Here is a 20,336-nt window from a genome sequence, read left to right as displayed (position 1 = left end):
CGGGCCCGCGGGGCCCCTCCAAGGGCCGCGACAGGGCTCAGGACGATGCGTTCTCCCGCTCGCCGACCAGGTCCAGGGCGATGTCAGTGATCATGTCCTCCTGGCCACCGACCATCCCGCGCCGGCCGACCTCGACCAGGATCGTGCGGGTGTCCAGGCCGTAGCGCGTGGCCGCCGCCTCCGCGTGGCGCAGGAAGCTGGAGTACACGCCCGCGTAGCCGAGGCTCAGCGTCTCCCGGTCCACCCGGACCTCACGGTCCTGCAGGGGACGTACGAGATCGTCGGCAGCGTCCATCAGCGGGAAGAGGTCACAGCCGTGCTTCCAGCCCTGCAGGTCCGCGACCGCGATGAAGGCTTCGAGCGGGCAGTTGCCGGCGCCCGCGCCCTGCCCTGCAAGGGAGGCGTCGACGCGGGTGACGCCCTCCTCGACGGCGACGACCGTGTTGGCGACGCCGAGCGCGAGGTTGTGGTGGGCGTGGATGCCCAGTTCGGTCGCCGGGTCCAGTACGTCGCGGTAGGCGCGGAAGCGGCTGCGTACGCCGTCCATCGTCAGGCGGCCGCCGGAGTCGGTGACATACACGCAGTGCGCGCCGTAGGACTCCATCAGCTTCGCCTGGCGGGCCAGGTCGGCAGGCTCGGACATGTGGGACATCATCAGGAACCCGGCGACGTCCATGCCCAACTCCCGTGCTGCAGCAATGTGTTGGGCGGCGACATCGGCCTCGGTGCAGTGGGTCGCGACGCGTACCGAGCGGATGCCGAGCGCGTGCGCCTGCTTGAGGTCCTGGATGGTGCCGATGCCGGGGAGGAGGAGGGTGGTCGGGACGGCGTTCTTCGTCGCGCCAACGACCGCTTCGATCCACTCCCAGTCGGTGTGCGCGCCGACGCCGTAGTTGACGCTGGAGCCGGCCAATCCGTCGCCGTGGGAGATCTCGATGGCGGCGACCCCGGCGGCGTCGAGTGCGCCGGCGATGGCGGCGGCCTGCTCGACGGTGTAGCGGTGGCGGATGGCGTGCATGCCGTCCCGCAGGGTGACGTCCTGAACGTACAGGCTCTTGGCGCTCATCGGGCGGCCACCTCCATGGCGCGGTGGGCGGCCATGCGCTCGGCGGTGCGCAGCGCGGCCGAGGTCATGATGTCGAGGTTCCCCGCGTAGGCCGGCAGATAGTGGGCGGCGCCCTCGACCTCCAGGAAGACGGAGACCTTCAGCGCCTCGCCGGTCCCGGTGGGGACGAGGTCGTGCAGGGCATCGCCGGGGCGTACCGCGTCGTACTGGACCTGCTGCTTGAGGCGGTAGCCGGGGACGTACGCCTGGACGCGGGCGACCATCTCCTCGATGGACGCGGTGACCGCTTCGGTGGAGCAGGCGGAGACCAGACAGTGCACCGTGTCGCGCATGATCAACGGGGGTTCGGCCGGGTTGAGGACGATGATCGCCTTGCCGCGGGCCGCGCCGCCGACCTGTTCTATGGCCGAGGAGGTGGTCTCGGTGAACTCGTCGATGTTCGCGCGGGTGCCGGGGCCCGCGGAGCGGGAGGAGATGGAGGCGACTATCTCTCCGTAGTGGACCGGGGTGACCGCGTTGACTGCGGCGACGACCGGGATGGTCGCCTGTCCGCCACAGGTGACCATGTTGACGTTCGGCGCGTCGAGGTGGGCGTCGCCGTTGACAGGCGGGACGACGTAGGGGCCGACGGCGGCCGGGGTCAGGTCGACGAGGGTGCGGCCCAGCGGGCGCAGCACCTCCTCGTGGTGGCGGTGGGCGCCGGCCGAGGTCGCGTCGAAGACGATCTCCACGTCCGCGAACTCCGGCATTTTCACGAGGCCTTCGACGCCCTCGTGCGTCGTGGCCACCTTCAGGCGGCGGGCGCGTGCCAGGCCGTCGGAGTCCGGGTCGATGCCCGCCAGCGCGGCGATCTCCAGGGTCTCGGAGAGGCGCAGGATCTTGATCATGAGATCGGTGCCGATGTTGCCGGAGCCGATGACGGCGACCTTCGTCTTCGTACCGTTGCTCACTTGTCCGCTCCCTCTGTTGCCTCTGTCGCGAAGGTGACCTGGACGGAGCCGAGGCCGGTGATGGTCGCGTCGAACACGTCGCCCGCGGCGGCGGGCACCATCGGGCCGAGTGCTCCGGTCAGGACGACATCTCCCGCCCGCAGTGGGTCGCCGCGTTCGGCGAGGGTCGAGGCGAGCCAGGCCGTCGCGACGAGCGGGCTGCCGAGGCAGTCGGCGCCGGTGCCGCGCGAGACGGTCTCGCCGCCGCGGGTCATGGTCATCTCCACGGCGCGCAGGTCGATGCCCGTGAGCGGTACGGGTGTGCCGCCCAGGACGTACAGGCCGCAGGAGGCGTTGTCGGCGACGGTGTCGACGAGGGAGATGCCCCAGTCGGCGATGCGGCTGTCGACGATCTCCAGGGCGGGCAGCGCGAAGTCGACCGCGCGCAGCACGTCGGCGACGGTGCACTGCCGGTGCGGCAGGTCGCGGCCCAGGACCAGGACGACCTCGGCCTCCACCTTCGGCTGCAGCAGTCGGCCGGCGGGCACCTCGCCGCCCTGCGGCACCTCCATGTCGGCGAACAGGGCGCCGAAGTCCGGCTGGTCCACGCCGAGTTGGTCCTGGACCGCCGGGGAGGTGAGGCCGATCTTGCGGCCGACGAGGCGGCGCCCCGCGGCCAGGCCGCGCTGAACGTTCAGCCGCTGCACGGCATACGCCGTCTCCAGGTCACCCTCGTCGAACAGCGGGCGCACCGGCGGGGTGGCGACCCGGGTGCGAGTGGCCTCGGCCAGCGCGTCCGCTGCCTTGACCACGGTCGGCGGGGCGTCCTCGCCCGGCGGGACGGCTGACGACATGGGCGACCTCCAGAAGGACGGAACGGCAAGGGTTCCGGGGCTGCTCGCGGCTCCCGGTGTTGCCTCCGGTATAGACAGCAGGCCCGCTCAGGAGCAAGGTTTGTTCCGTGACACGGAACAGCGAGGGCGGGAACATGCTGGACAAATCCGCCCAGATACTGGAGACCTTCCTTCCCGACGGGGGCCCGTACCGTCTTGCGGAACTCGTGGAGCGGACCGGCCTCACCAAGCCGACCGCGCACCGGCTCACCGCGGACCTGGTGCGACTCGGCTGGCTGGAGCGCTCGGGCGCGCACTACCAACTCGGCGCGAAGCTCTTCGAGTTCGGGTCGCTGGTGCCGCGCAGGCGCGATCTGCGGGAGACCGCGCTGCCGTTCCTCCAGGACCTCTTCGAGGCCACGCACGAGACCGTGCATCTCGGGGTGCGCGAGGGCCTCGAAGTGGTCTACCTGGAGCGCATCCACGGCCATGACGCGCCGTGGCTCCCCTCCAGGATCGGCGGCGGCCTGCCGCTGACGTGTACGGGCGTGGGCAAGGCGCTGTTGGCCTTCTCCGGCGCCGAGCTGTTGGACGAGGTTCTCGCCCGGCCGCTGCCGAGCCTCACCCCGTACTCGATCACGGACCCGGAGCGGCTGCGGACGTCCCTGGAGAAGGTCCAGGTCGCGGGTCTCGCCTATGAGGAGCGGGAGGCCGCGCAGGACGTCAGCTGTATCGCGGCACCGGTGTTCGCGGGCGGGACCGCGGTCGCCGCCCTCTCGGTGGCGGTGCCGCGGACCCGGTTCCGGCCGGCCCAACTGGCGCCCGCGGTACGGACGTCGGCACTGGGCCTGTCGCGCGTGCTGCGCAGGGGGATGTGAGCCGAGCGGTTCGGTTCAGCTCCCGAGCCCCGATTCCAGCAGTCTCCCCACCGGCTTGCGTACGGCGAACAGGATCAGACCGATGCCGATCCCGCACACGGCGGTGACGGTGAAGTACGAGGCATTGTCGATCACGGTGAACAGCTGCCCGAGCAGTCCCGCGAGCGACGAACCCAGCGCCAATGTGAGGAAGTTCAAGCCGACCATCTGCGAGCGGAACTTCTCCGGCCCGATCCGGGTGGCCAGTGACAGGCCGATCGGCCCGATGAACACCTCCGAAGATCCGGCGGCCATCATGAACAGCAGGATGAGGAACAGCGGGATCACCGCGTCGCCGGTGGCCTCGGAGATGATCAGCAGGAAGAGATAGGCGCAGCCGATCTGGGTCAGTCCGATGGCGACCTTGGTCACCGGGCCCGGCTGCCGCTCCCCGAGGCGCTTCCACAACCGGGCGATGAGCGGGGTGATGAGGACCGCCGCCAGGGGGCTGACGGTGGTGATCCAGGCGACGGGGAACGTCCAGCCGCCTATGTGCAGATCGATCCGCTCGGTGATCAGGATCGAGATGGCCGTGAACTTCTGGAACAGGAAGCCGAAGTAGACACCCGAGGCGAGGAACAGCGGCAGATAGCCGAGGATGCGCCGGCGCTCGTCGCGGGTGACCTCCGACGACGTCGTCATCGTGAGGAAGTACGCGGCCGCGGCCACCAGCGCGGTGATCGTGACCACGGTGGACAGGTTCCCCGCCCGGAGCAGACCGGTGGCGACGGTGCCGCCCACGACCGCGATGCAGGCGAGAGCCCCCACGGCGATGAGCGGTCGGCGCCCCGCCGGCAGCGGGTTGTTGACTATCTTGGCGCGCTCGGGGAGCCGGTTCATCGACACGACGTACTGGATGAGCGCCCCGGCCATACCGATGGCCGCGAGCCCGAATCCGAAGTGGAAACCGAGCTCGTTCTGGGCGAGCCCGGTGGTGAGCGGGCCGACCACCGCGCCGATGTTGATGGCCATGTAGAAGTACGAGAATCCGGCGTCGCGGTAGCGGTCGTCCGTGTGCTGGTCGAGGACGAAACCGACGATCGACGTGATGTTCGTCTTGAGTGCGCCGGTGCCGAGCACGATGAGGACGAGGCCGGCGCCGAGGCCCGCGAGGCCGGGCGCGAAGGCGAGCACGACATGCCCCGTGGTGATGACGACGGCCCCGTACAGGACCATCTTCCGGGGGCTGACGAGCCGGTCACCGAGCCAGGCGCCGAGGATCTGCGACAGATAGACCGCGCCGCCGTATGCGCCGACGATGCCGGAGGCGAGGGCCGGGTCGAGGGCCAGGCCGCCCTCCCCCACCTCGTACAGCAGATAGAACGAGAGGATGCCTTGAAGTCCGTAGAACGAATAGCGCTCCCACAGTTCCGTGAAGGCCATGCTCCACAGGCCTCGCCGGAAGTCTCCCGCGGGTGGTGTCGTGGCGGGTGTCCCGGACGGCTGCTGCGATGCCGGTGTCGTGGTCGGTGTTGTTGGGGTTCTCATTCGCTGAGTCCTGCCAGTCGGGAGCCGAAACGGGCGATGAGCGAGGTGTTCTGTGAGTGCCGGCTCTCCTCCCAGCGGTCGGCGACGCCGAACAGCCGGTACATGCCGTGGACGCCGATCCAGCGCAGGGGGTCGGGCTCTCAGCGTCCAGAGTCGTGGTCGTTCCACGGCAGCCGGGTCAGCTCGGTGTCCAGGCCGGCGGCCCGGTCGAGCAGTGTGCGGGCGGCGAGCTGCGTGGCGGTCACGCCGTGTCCGGCGAAGCCGCGGACGACGCCGACGCGGGTGGCCGGGTCGAAGTAGACGCCGGCGCACCAGTCGCGCCCCTAGCCCAGGTCGAGCACCACGCGGCCGACCGCCGCACCGGTGCGCAGCCGCGCCACCGCTTCCGGCAGCTCCTCGATGCCGTACCGCTCGTGCGGGAGCGACAACTCGCCGGACGCCAGGTCGGGCAGGAGGCGTACGACGTCGGGGGCGACCTCCTTGCCGCGGCTGATCATGTTCACCGGGAGCAGGGTGACATCGGCGAGGAAGAAGTCGGCCAGATCCAGGGTGAGTTCGCGGCCCGCGGTGTAGCCGAGGAGGGCGGCGCGGCCGCGCGGACGGACCAGGGTGAGCGCGTCGCGCAGCACCGCACCGCCGACGGTGTCGATGAGCACGTCGGCCGGGCCGCCCATCACTTCCGCGCAGAGCTCGGCGGCGAGGACCGGCTTGGCGGGGGCGGGCACCTGTCCCAGCTTGGCCGGGCGGCCGACCACGCCGATCACCTCGGCGCCGGCCCGCGCGGCGAGCTGCACCACGAGGGCGCCGACCGCGCCGGACGCCCCGGTGACAAGGACCCGCTCGCCCGGCTGTACCCGGGCGATGGGGTGCACGGCGGCGAAGGCGGTCCCGACCGGTGAGAAGTAGATGGCGGCCAGGACCGGGTCGGTGCCCTCGGGCATCACCTCGACGGCGTTGTCCGGCACCAGCAGGTGCTCCGCCCAGGCCCCGTCACGGGTGAGCCCGAGCCCCTCGCCACGGACCCGGACGAGCGCGCCCTCTGGGTGCACAGCAGAGGCGAGGACGGTGCCGCTGCCCTGAGTGCCGGGCACGAACGGCCGCTCGGGCAGGATGCCGAACTGCCCGTCAAGGATGTTCAGGTCCAGATGCGCGACGGTCGCCGCCCGTGTCCGGACCAGCGTGTGGCCGGTCCGCGGCGCGGGGACCGGCCGCTCGACCAGCCGCGGCAGGGTCCCGAACTCCTCCAGGACAAGGGCCCGCGACTCCTCCGGAACGAGGGCCTGCGAGGCGGAATCGATCGTGCTCACTCGTTGTCTCCGTTCTCCCCGCGCCTCATACCTTAGCCCCGTACCTGCGCAGTACACGTACCGCTACCAGCCGCAGCACCCGGTCGTACACGAACCCGAGGACGCCGAGGGTGATGATGCCGACGAAGACCCAGTCGATGCGTCCGTAGTTGCGTGAGGTCCAGATCAGCGAGCCGAGGCCCACCTGGGAGGCGACGATCTCGGCCGAGACGATGGTGAGGAAGCTGTTGCCCATCGCGAGCCGGGCGCCGGTGACGATGTACGGGACGGTCGAGGGCAGCACGACCCGCTGCAGGATCTGCCGGCGGCTAGCGCCCAGGCTGGCGGCGGCGCGCAGCTTGGACTCGTTCACGGCCATGACGCCCGCGCTGGTGTTGAGCGTGACGATGAAGACGGCCGTGTAGAAGATCAGCACGACCTTCGACGACTCCCCGATGCCCAGCCACACCACGGCCAGGGTCACGAACGCGACCGGCGGGATGAAGCGGAAGAACTCGATGTAGGGCTCCAGGAGTTGACGGACGATCCGGATCTGGCCGACGAGCAGGCCGATCGGCGCACCGACCAGGATGCCGAGGCCCCAGCCGATCAGGATGCGGCGGCTGGAGGCGACGACGGAGTTGAACAATGTGCCGTCGCGGGCGAGTTCCTTCGCGGCCGACAGCGTCTGGGCGGGTGAGGCGAGCAGCGACGAGCCGTACTTCATGGCGAGGAGCTGCCAGATGCCGAGGCCGACGAGGACGGAGAGGGTGTAGACGGCGAGGGTGCGCAGGCCGCGTACACCGGGACGGCCCGTGGTGCCGGCCGTTGCGCGGCGCGGGGGCGCCTTCGGGTCGGCTGCGGTGAGGGTCATCGGGTTGCCTCCTCAGGGTCGAGGCCCTGGTCGCGCAGGGCCTTGCGGACCTCTTCGCCGATGTCGTCGCGCAGCTTGCGGCGCAACTCGATCGCGGCCGGGTCGGTCTCGTCGCGGGGGCGCGGCAGGTCCACCTCGTACACGGACTTGATGGCGGCCGCAGGTCCCGCGGTCATGACAGCGACCCGGTCGGCGAGCAGGATCGCCTCGTCGATGTCATGGGTGACGAAGACGACGGTGCAGCCGGACGAGCGCCAGATGCGGTCCGTCTCCTGCTGGAGCACTTGCCGGGTCTGGGCGTCCAGCGCGCCGAACGGCTCGTCCATGAGGACGACTTGTGGCTCGTTCGCGAGGACACGCGCAATCTGGACGCGCTGCCGCATTCCGCCGCTGAGCTGCCCGGGGAACCGGTCCGCGCAGTGCCGCAGGCCTACCAGTGCGAGGAACTCGTCTGCCAGGCGGGCCTGTTCGGTGCGGGAGCGGCCGCGCATCCGCGGGCCGAAGGCGACGTTCTGGCGCACGGTGGCCCAGTCGAAGAGGGCCTCGCTGCTCTGGAAGACCATGCCGAGTTCGGGTCCGGGGCCGGTGATCGGCGCACCGTCCACCGTGAGGGCGCCCTCGCTCACCGGCACGAAGCCCGCCATGGCCGAGAGGAGCGTGGACTTGCCGCAGCCGCTCGGACCGAGCAGGCAGAGGAACTCGCCGGCGGCGATGTCGAGGTCGATGCCACGGACGGCCTGGAAGGCGTCGAAGTGGATACCGACGCCTTCGGCATGCAGGGCGGCGCCACGCCCGTGGCCAATCAGCTCCGCCTCTTTCGAGGGCTGTTGGGGTTCGGTCGTCCTGGTCATCGGGCTTCCTTCCTGTGCTCGGGCAGCCAGCCGTCGAGTACGGCCCGGTTCACGTCCGGTGCGGCTTTGACCTTGCCGGTGCTCGCGTAGAACTCGGCCGTGTTCCGATAGCCCTTCAGGTCGGCGGTGGTGAAGTCGCGGACACCGAAGTCGATCTCCTTGATGGCCTTGACGGTCTGCTCGGTGGGCACCTTCGCGGCCTCCTTGGTGGCCCGGGCGGCGGCGTCCGGGTCGCGCTCGGCCTGCTTCGTCGCCTCCGTGAGGGCCGCGGCGACCTTGGCCGCCGTGTCACTGTTGGCCTTCAGCCAGGGCGAGGTGGCCAGCAGCCACTGCTGGTACGACAGTCCGTAGTCCCCGGTCGTCGCCACGACACGCGCACCCAGTTCCTCTCCCTTGGCCGGCCAGGGCTCCCACAGGACATACGCGTCTATGTCGCCCTTCTTCGTGAGGGCCGGAATCTCGGCGGGGTCGGCGGTGACGAGGTCGACCGTGGCGGGGTCGATGCCCCGCGACTCCAGGAAGCGGGTGGCGGCGAGTTCGGAGAGGCCCGGAACGACCGCCATCTTCCTTATCCGGGCAGGGGACTTCACGTGCGGGCCGAGGACGGCCTTGAGGTAGTCACCCGAGTTCTCGTACACGGCCAGCGCCCTGAGGTCCGGGTTCTGGGCGAGGACTCCGATGGTGGTGGTGTCCGAGTTGCCGGCCAGTTGCACCTGCCCGGCGGTGAGCGCGTCGACGCCCTCCCCGCCCTTCGCGAACTGGACGACATCGACGTTGACCCCGTGCTTTGCCCACAGGCCCTCGGCATCGGCGAGGAAGAAGGGCGCGAACGAGGCATCCACACCGACGGCGATCCGGACGACAGGCCCGGGGGCGCCGCCTCCCGAGCCGCCCGCCGAATCGACGGTCCCCGCCATACAGGCGGGCAGGGCGAACAGGGCCGCGACGATCGGGACGGAACGGGCCAGAGGGAATCTCGGACGTGACGCCGGCTGCATGGACACCTCGGATCGGGTCGTGTGGCGACAGATTTCGGCTGAGGGAGGCAGGGGGATGGGGTGCGGGCCCGCGAGTCGGCGAAAGCTACTGCCCCCGGGCGCCGCGTCGCACGGCCGGCGGTCTGCTGAACGGACCGGACCGCGGCGGTGGAGGTCCGGCCCCCGGGGCGGGTGTCCCGCCTGGTGGACCGACCCGGTTGAGCGGGCGGACGGGCGTTCGTACGCTCCGTCGATCCCCGGGCACGATCGGCAAGGAGCCTCGCATGACTGAACAGCCGACTGAACAGTTCACGTCCGACGAGCCGCCGTCGGTGCGACGCGTCGTTCTCGCGTCCGTGGCCGGCAACATGCTCGAGTGGTACGACTTCTTCCTCTACACCACGGCCGCGGCGATGGTTCTCGGCTCGGTCTTCTTCCCTTCGGACGGGAACCCGCTGCTCGGCACGATCGCGGCCCTGGCGGGGCATGCCGTCGGGTTCGCGGCGCGGCCCATCGGGGGCCTGGTGTTCGGGCACATCGGCGACCGGCGGGGGCGCAAGGCGGCGCTGCTGTCGACGATCTCCCTGATGGGCGGCGCCACGTTCTGCATGGGGCTGCTCCCGTCGTACGCGACTGCGGGCATCCTCTCGCCGCTGCTGCTGGTACTGCTTCGCATCCTGCAGGGCGCCGCGGCCGGCGGTGAGTGGGGCGGCGGGGTACTGATCATCACCGAGAACGTGCCGGCGAACCGCCGCGGTTTTCTCGCCTCGTTCAGCTCGTGCGGCATGGGACTCGGCTTCGTCCTGTCGTCGCTGGCGCTATGGCTGGCCGAGCGGGCGACCGGCGACGCGTTCACCGCGTGGGGCTGGCGGCTGCCGTTCCTGGCGAGCGGCGTGATCTTCGTCGTGGGCCTCTACATCCGGCGCAACCTCGGTGAGACGGCGGGCTTCGAGGAGAAGAAGGTGCACGAGGCGCGTTCGCCCCTGCGCGAGGTGCTGCGGCGTCACCCGCGCCAGATCCTGTTCGCCATGGCCCTGCGCTTCGCGGACAGCGGCGCCAGCTACATCTTCATGTCGTTCTCGCTCGTCTACGGGGCATACATCGGGATCTCCTCGACCGTGCTGCTGTGGGCGGGAATCACCGGGATGCTGGTGGACTCGGTGATGATGGTCGTCTTCGGCAGGCTCTCCGACCGGGTGGGCAGGCGGCCCGTCTATCTCGGCGGAGCCATCGGCATCATGGTCTGGGCGGCCCCCTTTTTCCTGCTCATGGACACCGGGGAAACGGCCGCGGTGTGCCTGGCCTTCATCGTCGGGCACATCGCTATCGCCGCGATGATCGGGGTCCAGCCGTCGTACTTCTCCGAGCTGTTCAGCACCCGTACCCGCTACTCCGGGATGGCGATCGGCCACGAGCTGTCCTCCGCGGTGGCCGGTGGCCTGTCCCCGGTGGCCGCCACGGCGCTGCTCGCCGCCACCGGGCACTTTCTGCCGGTGGCCCTGCTCACTGTCGGGATGGCGCTGGTCACGACTCTGGCTCTGGTCTTCGCCGGGGTCGGCCGGGCACAGGAGACGGAACCCGTCGCGCCCGCGCACGACGTCGCCACACCTGTTGCCTGATCTTTACACCGGGGTCCCTCTATGCAACACGGCCTTGTTGCACTTCAAATGGCATTTGCCGCCATTCGAAGGACGAGAGGACGCCGATGGAGACGTACGCCGACCAGGACACCGCCACGAGCGATCTGCTGCCCAACTCCGTCCTCGGGAAGGCGCAGCTGCTGCTCGCCGCCTTCGAGTCGGGTGCGGTGCGGCTGCGCCTGAGTGAGCTGAGCCGCCGCTCGGGCGTGCCGAAGGCGTCGGCGTACCGGCTGGCGCAGGAGTTGGTGCGGTGGGGTCTGCTCGACCGGCACGAGGAGACGTACCAGCTCGGTATGCGGCTCTTCCATCTCGGGCAGCGGGTGCCGGCCTCCGCGGTGCTGCGGTCCGTCGCGCACCCGCTGCTCACCGATCTGTTCACCCGCACCCGCACCACGATCCATCTCGCGGTGCTCGACGACGCCCATGTGCTGTTCCTGGAGAAGATCGCCGGCGAGGCGAACGTGCTGACGCATTCGCAGGTCGGCGGCAGACTGCCGGCGTCGTGCACGGCCACCGGGAAGGTGCTGCTCGCCACGGTGACGGGCGCGCGAGAGTACTCCGCCGGCGCGGACCTCGCGGTTCTCACCGAGCAGTCCGTGCGTTCCCCCGACGTACTGAGGCGCCAGTTGCTCATCGTGCGGCAGCAGGGGTACGCCCATGAGGTCGGCGAGGTCCGGCCCGGCTATGCCTCTCTCGCGGTGCCCGTGGCGGGGCCGGGCGCGACGACGTGTGCGGCCCTGTCGACGACGGCCCCGATCTCCGAGGTGTCCGTCGAGCGGCTGCTGCCCGCGCTGCGCACCACGGCGTCCCGTATCACCCGGGCGCTGGAGGCCGCCGCGATGCCGGGAGTTCACTGAGCGGAACAGGCCGGTGGCCGCCCTGCCCCGGGGAGGTGATCGTGAGGCTCCGCTCACACAACGTTGGGGAGGAGCCGTGGTGGGAACAGCAGCAGACCCGTCGCCGCTGCGCGTACTCGATCTGACCGATGAACTGGCCTACCAGGGCGCCCGGTTGCTCGTGGGCCTGGGCGCCGATGTCGTACGGATCGAGTCCGGCGCGGAGCTGGACGCCGCGGCCAGGGCCCACTGGCACGCCGGGAAGCGCTGGGTGCGGGTCCCAGACGACGCGGCACTCGACGAGCTGGCGCGGGGCGCCGACGTCGTCCTGGAGAGCGGGCCCGCGGCGCGACTGCGCGGGGTACGGGCCGAGGACGGTACGTCGCGGTGGCCGCATGCGGTGCATGTGGTGGTGACGCCGTTCGGCCTGACCGGGCCGCGGCGCGACTGGCTCGGCGACGATCTGGTGCTCGCTTCGGCGGGCGGAATGACGTGGATGGGCGGCCGGTCCGACGGGCAGCCGAAGCCCCCGCCCCGCGAGCAGGCCCTGCAGACGGCCGGGGCGCACGCGGCGATCGGGGCGCTGCTCGGCGTGGTGGCCGGTACGCCTCAACTGGTCGATGTCTCCGTTCAGGAGGCCGTCGCCGCCACGCTGGAGACCGGCGCCCTCGCCTGGATCCACGCGGGCCGCCACCCGGTGCGCAACGGCGGCGTGTACGAGCATGTCGCCCATCGGATCTTCGAGGCTGCCGACGGGTATGTCGCCGGTGGCTACTCGGGCAGCAACCGCATGTGGACCGATCTGCTGGCGTGGATGGCGGAGCGCGGCGAGGCCGGGGACCTGGTCGAGGAGCGGTGGAACGACGCCGTGTTCCGCTGGCGGCAGCGGCCCCATGTCGACGAATTGGTACAGCGGTTCGCGAAGAAGTGGCCCGCCGCCGAGCTGGCCGAGGAGGCCCGGGCACGCGCCCTGCCCTGGGCCGAGGTGGTGACGCCGGACCGGCTCACGGACAACCCGCAGCTGCGCGATCGAGGTTCCCTCGTCACGGTCACCGGCGACGCGCTGCCTCGGGGCGGCGTGCAGAACGTCGGCTTCCCGTGGACCCCGCTGCCGCGCCCGCTCGTGCTCGACGAGCTGCACGAGGCGCCGCAGCCCGAGCGGCCTGAGCAGCCCGAGCGGCCCTGGCGGTCGGCGGCACCGCGCGGACTGCGCTCCGAAGGCACCAAGTCCCGTGCCCTGGAGGGGATCCGGGTCCTCGACCTGACCTGGGTGCTTGCGGGCCCGTACGTCACCAAGCAGCTCGGCGAGCACGGCGCGGACATCGTCAAGGTCGAGTCGAAGCACCGGCAGGACCCGACGCGGTTCGCCCCGTCGATGCATCTGCGGCCGGGCACCGACCCCGACGGCAGTGGCTACTTCCTCAACTTCAACCGCAACAAGCGCAGCGTCGCTCTGAACCTGCGCACCGGCGAAGGACAGCGTCTGCTACGGGAATTGGTGCCGCACTGCGATGTCGTCGTGGAGAACTTCAGCCCGGGGGTGCTGGCCCGCTGGGGCATGGACCACGCGTCGCTGCGCGCACTCAATCCGGACGTGATCCTGGTGTCGATGGCGGGTGTCGGGCAGACCGGGCCGTGGCGCAAGGCGGTGACGTTCGCGGACACTTTGGCGGCCATGTCCGGACTGTCCAGCGAGACCCGTGACCCGGGCGGCCCGCCGCAGGGCCTCACGTTCGGGCTCGGCGACATGGTCGCGGCCAACGCCGCCGTCCTCGCCACCCTGTTCCTGATCGCGCGCGGCAGCGGCGGGCACGTCGACCTGTCACAGCTGGAGGCGATGGCCGCGACGATGGGGCCTGCCGCGCTGGAGCCGGTTCTGGGGGCGGGACTGCCGGAGCCGCGGACCGGCGCGCACCCCAACCGGTCGCCGCACGCCGTGCCGCACGGGGTGTATCCGGCGGCTGGGGACGACCGGTGGGTGGCGGTCGCCGTGACGGACGACGCGCACTGGCGCGCGTTGACCGGCCTCATCGAACTCCCTTGCACCGACGGCGACTTGGCGGTACGTCGCGTTCACGAGGACGACATCGACGCGGCGCTCGCCGCCTGGACGCGGGGCCACGACGCGCACCGCCTCGCGGCGCTGCTGCAGGGCGCGGGCGTGCCCGCGGCCGTCGTCGCGACCGGGCAGGACCTGGTCGAGGCCGACGAACACCTCGCCGCCCGCGGCTTCTATCCCGTACTCGAGCACCCCGTCGCCGGGCCGGTACCGCACGAGGGCATCGTCCCGCGCCTCGCCGGGACACCCGGGGCGCTGACCGCTCCCGCGCCGCTCCTCGGGCAGCACACCCGCGAGGTCCTCACGGAGCTGCTCGGCCTCGACGAGGAGCGCCTTGACGCGCTGACGGCGGACGGGGTCACGGAATGACGCGGCCCAGAGCCGCGGACAAGCCGTGACCGACTCCCTCTGGCCGGTTCCCCGTGACCAGTCCCCTAGACCGTACGATCCAGGAGAACACCCCATGACGGCAACGGCACCCTCCGTCCTCCACGTCACCCACGACGGCGCGGTGGCCACGATCCGCGTCGACCGGCCGAAGGCGAACGCCGTGAACCCGGCGATGATCGAGGAATTCCTCACGGTCCTCGCTCCCCTCGCGGCCGACCCCGAGGTCCGCTGCATCGTCATCACCGGCACCGGCCGGTTCTTCATCGCCGGCGCGGACATCGCCGTGATGCGTGACCTGTCGGCCGGCAACCAGGCGAAGATGCGCCGCTGGATCGATGTCCAGCGGGTCATCGAGCAGGCGCCGAAGCCGGTGGTCGCCGCGATCAACGGGCATGCCCTCGGCGGCGGTGCCGAGCTGTCGCTCGCCTGCGACCTGCGGATCACGTCCGCGGACGCCACGTTCGGGTTCCCGGAAATCAGGCTCGGCCTTTTCCCCGGGGCCGGCGGAAGCCAGCGGCTGCCGCGGCTCGTGGGGCCGCATCTGGCGAAGCGGCTGATGATCGAAGGTGAACGCCTCGCCTCGGGGCGGGCGTTGGAACTCGGCCTGGTCGATCTCGTGGCGGAGCCCGACGACTTCGACGCCGTCGTCACCGAGCAGGCCCAGCGGCTCGCCGCCCGTCCGACGGCCGCGATCGCGCTCCTGAAGCGGGTCGTGGACGAGGGGTACGGGCTCCCGGTCGAACAGGCCCTGGCGCGCGAGGAGAAGGGCGTGGCGGATCTGACCCGGACCGCCGACGCGGCGGAGGGCCTCCAGGCGTTCCTCGACAAGCGGGAGGCGGTGTTCACCGGCCGGTGACGCCCGGGGGGCGGTCCGGTCAACGGACCGACCACGTTGGCCGGTTGACGGTGAGTGCGCACCCTCACCGTATGACACCCACGACGTCCACCTCCCCCACGACCACCGCCGGCCCCGTCCTCGTCACCGGCGGCACCAGCGGCATCGGCCTCGCCGTCGCGGAAGCCGTCGCCCGCAGCGGCCGGCCCCCCGTGGTCATCGGGCGGACGGCCGACCGCTGCCACGCCGCCGAGATCGGCCTGAAAGCCACCGGCGGCCCGCACCTGGCCATCGTCGCGGACACCACCGACCCGGACGCCCTCGCGGCGGTCGTCGCCCGGGCCGCCGACCGCTGGGGCCCGGTCACCGGACTCGTCACGTGCGCGGGCCGCCTCGCCCGCGGCTCCGTCCTGGACCTGCCGACCGCCGAACTGCGCGCGGCACTGGAGACGAACGTCGTCGGCACCTGGCTGGCGATCCGCGCCGTCCTGCCGGGCATGCTGGACGCCGGTTTCGGCCGGATCGTCACGGTCGGCTCCGTCCTCGGTTCGACCGGCGCCCCCGAGCGGGCCGGATACGCCGCCACGAAGGGCGCGGTCGCCTCCCTCACCCGTAGCGCGGCGCTCGAACTCGCCGACACCGGAGTGACCGTCAACTGCGTGGCCCCCGGCCCGGTCCGCACCCCCATGAACGCGGATAACACCGACGAAGCCGCCGACGCCGCTTTCACCGCCAAGGTCCCGCTCGGCCGCTGGGGCCGGCCCGAGGACATCGCGCACGCCGTCCTCCCGCTGCTCGCGCCCGGCTCCGCCTTCACGACCGGCACCGTCGTCCACGTCGACGGCGGATACACCGCCCAGTGACCCCGGTTCGCTGAGCGGACCGCGGCGCTGGGCCGAAGGCGGCCACGGTGATGGGCTCGACCCCGCAGCACCCGGCAACGTAGGGAAGGACGCACATGTCAGCAGCACCGGAGAGCCACTACGCGGACGGCGCGGGGGTCCGCTACCACTACCACGACCTCGGCTCCGGACCGGACACCGTCTTCCTGCACGGCGGTGGCCCCGGGTGCACCGCGTGGAGCGACTTCGGGCCCGTCGCCCCGCTGTTCGCGGCCGACCGGCGCTGTCTGCTCGTCGACATCCACCAGTACGGCCGGTCGGAGAAGTCCCGGATCGAGGGGCCGATGTGGGATCACCACGCGGCCAAGACGGTCGGCCTCCTGGACACCCTCGGTGTGGACCGCGCCGACTTCGTGTGCAACTCCTGGGGCGGCACCATCGCGCTCAACCTGGCCGCGAAGTTCCCGGACCGGGTCCGCTCCCTCGTGATCACGGGCTCCATGCCGGTCTTCTACGGGCCGCTCGCCCCGCTCCCGGAGAACGGCCACCGCGGCCGCACCGCCCGCGACGTGTACTACGGCGGCGAGGGCCCGACCCGGGAGAAGATGCGGCAGCTGATCACGAAGCTCGAGTGGTACGACGGCGAGAAACTCCCCGAGGAGACCCTCACCCTGCGCTACGAGCAGAGCCTCGACGAGGGCGAGCGCGCGCTCGCCGCGATGTCGGACTCGCCGCGCGGCGACTGGCAGGACCTGACCGACGAGCTCGGCCGGATCCAGGCGCCGACGCTGTTCATGTGGGGCATGCAGGACGCGTTCCTCACGCCGGACTACCCGCTGATGCTCGCGCGCATGGTCCCGAGCGGAAGCCTCCATGTGATGGACCACGCCTCGCACCACCTCCAGGAGGAGCGTCCCGAGGCGTACCACTCGGTGGTCTCCGGCTTCCTCTGCGCGCACTGACCCACCACACCACCGCACCGCACCCCCTTCTCTCTCCCGCTCAACTCCCGAACGGAGCAACCCCCGTGACCATCTGGACCGAGATCAGCCCGACGCCGTTCCGCGTCGAGTACGTCGATGCCGCCGGCGTGCCCACCCGCACCCTGCGCGCGGGCGACCCGGCCGCACAGGCCGTCGTCTTCCTGCACGGCACGAGCGGTCACCTGGAGGCGTTCGCGCGCAACATCACCGCGCACGCCGCGTACGACCTGCACGCCATCGACATGCTCGGCCACGGCTACACCGGCAAGCCCGACCACCCGTACGAGATCGCCGATTATGTCGCCCATCTCATCGCCTACTTCGACGCGGTCGGCATCGACAGCGCCCACATCGTCGGCGAGTCCCTCGGCGGCTGGGTCGGCGCCCGCGCCGCCCTCGACCACCCCGAGCGCATCCGCAGCATCCAACTCCTGTGCTCCGGTGGCACGGTGGCCAATCCCGAGGTCATGAACCGCATCCGTACCAGCACCAGGAACGCCGTCGAGAACGACGACATCGAGCTGACCCGCAAGCGCATGCGGCTGCTGATGGCGGACGACGAGGACGCCACGGAGGAGCTGGTCGAGGTCCGGCACGCGATCTACCACACGCCTGAGTTCGTGGCCGGCGTCGACAACCTGCTCTCCCTCCAGGACATGGAGCGCCGTCAGCGCAACCTGCTGCGGCCCGAGCACCTGGCCCAGATCACGCAGCCGACGCTGATCGTGTGGGGCCGGCAGAACCCGTTCGGTGAGACACCCGAGGCGACCGCGATCCACCAGGCCGTCCCCGGCTCACAGTTGGAGCTGCTCGACGACTGCGGTCACTGGCCACAGCACGAGCAGGCCGAGCGCTTCAACGCCCTCAGCCTCGACTTCCTGCGCAAGGCGGCCGCGTGATGCGTGCGGCACGGATCCACGCGTGGGGCACGGCGCCGGTCGTCGAGGAGGTACCCGAGCCGGTGCGCGGCGAGGGCGAGGTGCTCGTCCAGGTGGAGGCGGGCGGCATCGGTCACCTCGATGCCACCATCGCCTCCGGCGAGTTCGCGATGAAGCCGACCCCGCCCTACATCGGCGGGGTCGAGGGCGCGGGCACGGTCCTGGAGGCCGATGCCGACTCCGGCCTGGCGCCGGGTACCCAGGTCGTCCTGCGCGGCACCGGTCTCGGCATGCTGCGGGACGGTACGTGGACGGAGCGAGTCAGCGTGCGCCGCAAGGCGGTCACCCCGCTGGAGGCTCCCCTCGAACCGGCCGTGGCGGCGAGCTTCTTCGTGCCCGCGACGACGGCGTACGTGGCGCTGCACGATGTCGGACGGGTCGAGAAGGGCGAAGAGGTCATCGTCGTCGGCGCGGCCGGCGCGGTCGGCGCGATGGTCGCGCAGCAGGCGCTCGCGGCGGGGGCGCGGGTGACCGGCGTGGTCGGCCGGGCCGATCAGCTGGCCGATGTTCCCGAGGGAGTCGAGGCGGTGCAGCTCACCGACGCGGAGGCCCTCGGAAAGGACCGCGCGGCCTCCCTCCTCGTCGACACCCTCGGCGGCGAGGGCCTGCTCGGCCGCAGCCGGTGGGTGCGGCAGGGCGGGCGCGCGGTCGTCATCGGGTACGTGGCGGGCCCTCGGGTCGAACTCGACCTGCCGAGCTGGCTGTTGGACGAGGTCGCGCTGCTGCCGGTCAACATGATCCGCGCGGAACGCCGGGCCCGCGAGGTGTCGCCCGACCTGGTGCGCCGCCTGTCGCAGGGTGAACTGACCCTGGCGGTGGAGAAGTTCGCACTGGACGACATCCCTTCGGCCCTGGACGCGCTCAAGGCGGGCCGTGTGAGGGGCAGGGCAGTGGCCCTGCCGAGCTAGTCGGAGCCGGTTCCCCCGCGCCCTGCCAGGGGCGCGGGGCTGTGTCGATGGGCGGCTCCGCCGCGTGAGCGCGAACAACCACGACGCCGCCTCACCCGGCAACGAATCCCCCGAGCCCTCACCCGAACCGATCGAACGTCCCCCCGCTCACGCCCCGCTCCCGCAACACCCCCTTGCGCACCTTCCCGGTCTCCGTCAGTGGCAGCTCCCCCACCACATCCACGAACCGCGGCACCGCGAACCCCGGCAGCTCGGCCACACAGTGCCGCACCACGTCCGCCGGCTCCAGGACGGAGTCCACCGGCACCACGGCCACCATCACCTCGTCCTCGGCGAGTTCCGAGGCCACCGGGAACGCCGCCACCGCCGCGACCCCCGGATGAGCCAGGACCGCGGCCTCGACCTCGTACGAGGAGATGTTCTCGCCGCGCCGCCGGATGCAGTCCTTGACGCGGTCGACGAACCGGAACCAGCCGTCGGGCTCCCGGACCACCCGGTCCCCGGTCCGCCGCCAGGCGCCCGGCGGTTCCTCGTCGCATCCCACGTAGCCGGTGGCGAAGGCGAAGGATTGCTCGGCGCGCACCATGAGCTCGCCGGGCACGCCGTCCGGCACGGCGGCCGACGCCGTGTCGACGACCCGCGCCCCGAAGCCGTCCCGCACCTTCCCCATGTACCCGGGCCGAACATCATCCGGGGTGTGCCCGATGACGAGATTGGTCTCGGTCGAGCCGAACCCGTCCACGAGCCCGACCCCGAACCGCTCCCGGAACGGCACCCACAACTCCCCCGGCGTGGCCGGCGCGAGAGCCCGCCACGCCCGATGCGCGCGGTCCCCGGGGCCCGCCGCCTGCGCGAGCAGCATCGGCACCATGGCCCCCAGCAGATACACGCACGTCGCATCGGCAGCCGCCACCCGTGCCCAGTACCGCGAGGCGGAGAACCGCCCGTCCACGACGACCGTCGCCCCCACTGTCATGGCCTGCGCCAAGCAGTTCAGTGCGTTCGTGTGGAAGAGCGGCAGGCACGTGTAGAGCGTGTCTTCGGCGCCGATCCGCAGCGCGTCGGAGACGTTCCGCCCCCACCACACGAACTGGGCCTGCGGACAGCGCACACCGCGCGAGGGTCCGGTGGTGCCCGAGGTGAAGAGAATCGCGGCGGTGTCCCCGGGCAGCGACGGAAATGCGTCGGCCTCGGCCGCCGCGAAGGGCACCGGCGCGTCCCGCGCGCCGACCGTCCACACCCGCCCGGTGTAGCCGACCTCCGCCACCCGACCAGCCAACTCCTCCTCGGCATAAAGGCATTGTGGCTGAGCGACGCTCAGTGCATGCCGCAGCAGCCGCCCGTGCAGTGCCGTGTTCAGCGGCACCACGACCGCGCCCAGCCAGGCACAGCCGAGGACGAGGTCGACCAGCTCCACCCGGTTGGACATCAGCGCGGCCACCCGGTCGCCGGGGCGGACGCCCCGCGCGGCGAGTGCGCCCGCCATCGTGGCCGCGGCCGACCGCGTCTGCTCGTACGTCCGCCGGACGGAGTCCATGCGCAGGAAGGTCCGGTCGCCGAAACGGTCGGCTGCAGCGTCGACGAGGCCGGGAAGCGTCATGCCGTTCATGGGCGGATGGTGTCCGCCGTCCATTCCGCGTTCAAGAGCACTGGTTCGCTGACCGGTCCGTGCGGGGACCGGTCC

The 20,336-nt window shown here is 71.4% G+C and carries 18 protein-coding genes; 9 read left to right on the top strand and 9 right to left on the bottom strand.

Annotated elements, in window-relative coordinates; all coding sequences use genetic code 11:
• Window positions 1-37 precede the first annotated feature (37 nt).
• Genes dmpG through mhpD form a run of 3 tightly spaced genes read right to left on the bottom strand, consistent with a single transcriptional unit; the run spans window position 38 to window position 2,849 of the window.
• A complete protein-coding gene (gene dmpG, locus OHA58_RS34370; RefSeq protein WP_405483610.1) occupies window positions 38-1,066 on the bottom strand; it encodes a 4-hydroxy-2-oxovalerate aldolase in 1,029 nt (342 codons plus the stop codon).
• Window positions 1,063-2,016: an acetaldehyde dehydrogenase (acetylating) gene (locus tag OHA58_RS34365; RefSeq protein WP_405483609.1), complete on the bottom strand. Its 954-nt coding sequence runs from the start codon at window positions 2,014-2,016 to the stop codon at window positions 1,063-1,065. Before OHA58_RS34365 ends, dmpG begins: the two co-directional genes overlap by 4 nt.
• On the bottom strand, window positions 2,013-2,849 hold the full coding sequence (mhpD, locus tag OHA58_RS34360; protein WP_405483608.1) for a 2-keto-4-pentenoate hydratase: 837 nt from the start codon (window positions 2,847-2,849) through the stop codon (window positions 2,013-2,015). Before mhpD ends, OHA58_RS34365 begins: the two co-directional genes overlap by 4 nt.
• A 134-nt stretch (window positions 2,850-2,983) precedes the next feature.
• Between mhpD and OHA58_RS34355 the strand changes: the two genes are divergently transcribed.
• Window positions 2,984-3,706, top strand: coding sequence for an IclR family transcriptional regulator (locus OHA58_RS34355; protein WP_405485323.1), 723 nt, complete (start codon window positions 2,984-2,986; stop codon window positions 3,704-3,706).
• Between the two features lie 15 nt (window positions 3,707-3,721).
• Here OHA58_RS34355 and OHA58_RS34350 read toward each other — a convergent pair whose 3' ends face one another.
• The 5 genes from OHA58_RS34350 to OHA58_RS34330 all read right to left on the bottom strand — a co-directional run bounded on the left by OHA58_RS34350 (window position 3,722) and on the right by OHA58_RS34330 (window position 9,242).
• On the bottom strand, window positions 3,722-5,128 hold the full coding sequence (locus tag OHA58_RS34350; protein WP_405483607.1) for a peptide MFS transporter: 1,407 nt from the start codon (window positions 5,126-5,128) through the stop codon (window positions 3,722-3,724).
• Between the two features lie 428 nt (window positions 5,129-5,556).
• Window positions 5,557-6,540, bottom strand: a complete 984-nt coding sequence (locus OHA58_RS34345; RefSeq protein WP_405483606.1) for a zinc-binding alcohol dehydrogenase family protein — start codon at window positions 6,538-6,540, stop codon at window positions 5,557-5,559.
• Between the two features lie 25 nt (window positions 6,541-6,565).
• Window positions 6,566-7,393 (bottom strand): ABC transporter permease, encoded by an 828-nt coding sequence (locus OHA58_RS34340; RefSeq protein ID WP_405483605.1) that lies wholly within the window; start codon window positions 7,391-7,393, stop codon window positions 6,566-6,568.
• Window positions 7,390-8,244 carry an ABC transporter ATP-binding protein gene (locus tag OHA58_RS34335; RefSeq protein WP_405483604.1) on the bottom strand — a complete coding sequence of 285 codons (855 nt, stop codon included), beginning with the start codon at window positions 8,242-8,244 and terminating at the stop codon, window positions 7,390-7,392. Before OHA58_RS34335 ends, OHA58_RS34340 begins: the two co-directional genes overlap by 4 nt.
• Window positions 8,241-9,242 (bottom strand): ABC transporter substrate-binding protein, encoded by a 1,002-nt coding sequence (locus OHA58_RS34330; RefSeq protein ID WP_405483603.1) that lies wholly within the window; start codon window positions 9,240-9,242, stop codon window positions 8,241-8,243. Before OHA58_RS34330 ends, OHA58_RS34335 begins: the two co-directional genes overlap by 4 nt.
• A gap of 263 nt (window positions 9,243-9,505) precedes the next feature.
• On the opposite strand from OHA58_RS34330, the gene OHA58_RS34325 reads away from it, so the two are divergent.
• The 8 genes from OHA58_RS34325 (at window position 9,506) to OHA58_RS34290 (ending at window position 18,652) form a co-directional block, all read left to right on the top strand.
• Window positions 9,506-10,840 carry an MFS transporter gene (locus OHA58_RS34325; protein ID WP_405483602.1) on the top strand — a complete coding sequence of 445 codons (1,335 nt, stop codon included), beginning with the start codon at window positions 9,506-9,508 and terminating at the stop codon, window positions 10,838-10,840.
• Window positions 10,841-10,926: 86 nt separating this feature from the next.
• The gene (locus OHA58_RS34320; protein ID WP_405483601.1) at window positions 10,927-11,718 is read left to right on the top strand and encodes an IclR family transcriptional regulator; all 792 of its coding nucleotides are present in this window, start codon (window positions 10,927-10,929) and stop codon (window positions 11,716-11,718) included.
• A 79-nt stretch (window positions 11,719-11,797) separates the two neighbouring features.
• A complete protein-coding gene (locus OHA58_RS34315; protein ID WP_405483600.1) occupies window positions 11,798-14,125 on the top strand; it encodes a CoA transferase in 2,328 nt (775 codons plus the stop codon).
• A gap of 94 nt (window positions 14,126-14,219) precedes the next feature.
• Entirely contained in the window at window positions 14,220-15,002 is a 783-nt protein-coding gene (locus tag OHA58_RS34310; protein WP_405483599.1) for an enoyl-CoA hydratase/isomerase family protein, read from the top strand.
• A gap of 71 nt (window positions 15,003-15,073) precedes the next feature.
• The gene (locus OHA58_RS34305) at window positions 15,074-15,844 is read left to right on the top strand and encodes an SDR family NAD(P)-dependent oxidoreductase (RefSeq protein WP_405483598.1); all 771 of its coding nucleotides are present in this window, start codon (window positions 15,074-15,076) and stop codon (window positions 15,842-15,844) included.
• Between the two features lie 95 nt (window positions 15,845-15,939).
• A complete protein-coding gene (locus OHA58_RS34300; protein WP_405483597.1) occupies window positions 15,940-16,785 on the top strand; it encodes an alpha/beta fold hydrolase in 846 nt (281 codons plus the stop codon).
• A gap of 65 nt (window positions 16,786-16,850) precedes the next feature.
• Window positions 16,851-17,705, top strand: coding sequence for an alpha/beta fold hydrolase (locus OHA58_RS34295; protein WP_405483596.1), 855 nt, complete (start codon window positions 16,851-16,853; stop codon window positions 17,703-17,705).
• The gene (locus OHA58_RS34290; protein WP_405483595.1) at window positions 17,705-18,652 is read left to right on the top strand and encodes a zinc-binding alcohol dehydrogenase family protein; all 948 of its coding nucleotides are present in this window, start codon (window positions 17,705-17,707) and stop codon (window positions 18,650-18,652) included. Before OHA58_RS34295 ends, OHA58_RS34290 begins: the two co-directional genes overlap by 1 nt.
• A gap of 118 nt (window positions 18,653-18,770) precedes the next feature.
• Here OHA58_RS34290 and OHA58_RS34285 read toward each other — a convergent pair whose 3' ends face one another.
• Window positions 18,771-20,261 carry an AMP-binding protein gene (locus OHA58_RS34285; protein WP_405483594.1) on the bottom strand — a complete coding sequence of 497 codons (1,491 nt, stop codon included), beginning with the start codon at window positions 20,259-20,261 and terminating at the stop codon, window positions 18,771-18,773.
• Window positions 20,262-20,336 lie beyond the last annotated feature (75 nt).

The sequence above is a fragment of the Streptomyces sp. NBC_00009 genome, assembly GCF_045040855.1.
In the GTDB taxonomy this organism is placed as follows: Bacteria; Actinomycetota; Actinomycetes; order Streptomycetales; family Streptomycetaceae; genus Streptomyces; species Streptomyces aureus.
This window is presented reverse-complemented; position numbering and strand designations above follow the sequence as displayed.

What these genes read in the sequence shown, in the direction of transcription:
- mhpD (WP_405483608.1), bottom strand. Translation starts at nt 2,849, where the DNA reads ATGTCGTCAGCCGTCCCGCCGGGCGAGGACGCCCCGCCGACCGTGGTC.
- OHA58_RS34355 (WP_405485323.1), top strand. Translation starts at nt 2,984, where the DNA reads ATGCTGGACAAATCCGCCCAGATACTGGAGACCTTCCTTCCCGACGGG.
- OHA58_RS34290 (WP_405483595.1), top strand. Translation starts at nt 17,705, where the DNA reads ATGCGTGCGGCACGGATCCACGCGTGGGGCACGGCGCCGGTCGTCGAG.
- OHA58_RS34330 (WP_405483603.1), bottom strand. Translation starts at nt 9,242, where the DNA reads ATGCAGCCGGCGTCACGTCCGAGATTCCCTCTGGCCCGTTCCGTCCCG.
- OHA58_RS34300 (WP_405483597.1), top strand. Translation starts at nt 15,940, where the DNA reads ATGTCAGCAGCACCGGAGAGCCACTACGCGGACGGCGCGGGGGTCCGC.
- dmpG (WP_405483610.1), bottom strand. Translation starts at nt 1,066, where the DNA reads ATGAGCGCCAAGAGCCTGTACGTTCAGGACGTCACCCTGCGGGACGGC.
- OHA58_RS34305 (WP_405483598.1), top strand. Translation starts at nt 15,074, where the DNA reads ATGACACCCACGACGTCCACCTCCCCCACGACCACCGCCGGCCCCGTC.
- OHA58_RS34320 (WP_405483601.1), top strand. Translation starts at nt 10,927, where the DNA reads ATGGAGACGTACGCCGACCAGGACACCGCCACGAGCGATCTGCTGCCC.
- OHA58_RS34350 (WP_405483607.1), bottom strand. Translation starts at nt 5,128, where the DNA reads ATGGCCTTCACGGAACTGTGGGAGCGCTATTCGTTCTACGGACTTCAA.
- OHA58_RS34335 (WP_405483604.1), bottom strand. Translation starts at nt 8,244, where the DNA reads ATGACCAGGACGACCGAACCCCAACAGCCCTCGAAAGAGGCGGAGCTG.
- OHA58_RS34340 (WP_405483605.1), bottom strand. Translation starts at nt 7,393, where the DNA reads ATGACCCTCACCGCAGCCGACCCGAAGGCGCCCCCGCGCCGCGCAACG.
- OHA58_RS34325 (WP_405483602.1), top strand. Translation starts at nt 9,506, where the DNA reads ATGACTGAACAGCCGACTGAACAGTTCACGTCCGACGAGCCGCCGTCG.
- OHA58_RS34310 (WP_405483599.1), top strand. Translation starts at nt 14,220, where the DNA reads ATGACGGCAACGGCACCCTCCGTCCTCCACGTCACCCACGACGGCGCG.
- OHA58_RS34285 (WP_405483594.1), bottom strand. Translation starts at nt 20,261, where the DNA reads ATGAACGGCATGACGCTTCCCGGCCTCGTCGACGCTGCAGCCGACCGT.